Annotated in this window: 2 protein-coding genes; both read left to right on the plus strand. The window is 64.5% G+C overall.

Annotated elements, in window-relative coordinates; genetic code table 11:
• Positions 1–495, plus strand: a 495-nt coding sequence (locus WAN02_RS11560) for a TetR/AcrR family transcriptional regulator C-terminal domain-containing protein (protein ID WP_422264304.1), incomplete at its 5' end; no start/stop codon positions are given.
• Positions 496–733: 238 nt separating this feature from the next.
• A partial coding sequence (locus WAN02_RS11565) for an LLM class flavin-dependent oxidoreductase (protein WP_422264305.1) occupies positions 734–1,503 on the plus strand: 770 nt, incomplete at its 3' end.

The following is a 1,503-nucleotide window of genomic DNA, read 5'->3' on the forward strand; positions in this document are numbered from 1 at the left end:
CTGTACAACTACGCGCGAACGAAGGACGAGATCGTCGACTTGATGGTCGCGGTGGGAATCGAGAGCTTCGTCTTCGAGCCCGACCATGACGAGCCGTGGCGTGAGCAGATGCAAGCCGGGCTGATGCGGCTCTATGAAACCTTCCGTGCCCACCCGGTGATCGTCGAGCTGCTCGTCGCCCCGCGCGCGATGACCGGTCCCGCGCTCGACACGGTGAGGGAGCGGCTGTTATCGGTGATGGCTCGATCGCGCATGCCACGCCAGCGCGCGGTGGACATCTTCAACACCTTGGGCGCCTACCTGATCGGCGTGGCGGCAGTCGAGATCGGCCGCGCGCGACGTGCCGACGAGCTGCGCACCCATCTCGAGACCCTGCCCGAGGGGCAATTCCCCGAAGTGGCAGGCAGCCCCGGAGTCTGGGCGCATGCGATCCCACCGGAGATGGTCGAGAACGGCCTACGCCACCTGCTCAACGGCCTTACCGCCGATACCTGAGCCCGCGCGCATTGTCGGCGTGATCGCCATACTTGACTTTACGTACGACTGTGCTAATAATACTGCCGCGGCCCGCCGAAAAACTCAACCGGTTCGAAAGTGCCGCAACGGCCGCTGCTTTCGCGCAGAAGCCGGTTTGTTCTTCGTGCAGAGAGGCAGTGATGAACACAGAGTGCAACCCGGCGCCGGCGCGCGACATGTGTGCGGTCGCCCGCGAAGCCAAGACTGAGGTGACGTCATGACTCACCCGCTGGAAACGTCGCTGGTGGTGTGGGGTGACCGCAACGCGCCGGCGTCCGCGGTCGGCGAGATGGTCAAGGCGATCGAGGCCAGTCATGCTGTCGACCGGCTGGCGCTCTCTGATCAGCTGTTGAACTTCTTCCCGCGTCCGTTGTGGACACCGGACGTGATGCCGATGGCGGCGGTGCTGCCGGACCCGGACTCGATCCAGGAGGCGTGGACGACTGCGGGCTACATTCTGGCGTCGGCGCCGAGCATGGGCTTCACGCTGTTGTCGGATTCGATCCGCCGCGGCCCCGCCGAGTTCGTCCAGGCGATGTTGACGCTGGCGAACATGACCGAAGGCCACGCGATGTTCCAGATCGGTGCCGGCGAGGTCAAGAACATCACCCCCTATGGATACAAGCGCCAAGGACTGGGGCGCATGGAGGATCTGTTCCGGTTCTTCAACGCGGTCTGGGACAGCGAAGGCAAGCCGTTCGACTTCGAGGGCAATCACTGGTCGATGAAGAACGCGACGCTGGGCGGGGCCCGGCCGCACCGTCCAGAGATCTGGGGACTGGGCGAGGGCCCGAAACTTCTCGACAACGTGACCAGCTACGCCGATGGCATCAGCTCGGTGATGCCGGTCAAGTACCCCACCGCGGAAAAAGCCCTCGCACGTCGGGAGAAGGCTCGCGACCTGCTGGTGCAGAAGGGCCGGGATCCCGACAAGTTCCGGTTCGGGATGCTGGCCGCCACGCTGATACACCCCGACGAGAACGTGAT

The organism is Mycobacterium sp. (assembly GCF_049281135.1).
Taxonomy (GTDB): domain Bacteria; phylum Actinomycetota; class Actinomycetes; order Mycobacteriales; family Mycobacteriaceae; genus Mycobacterium.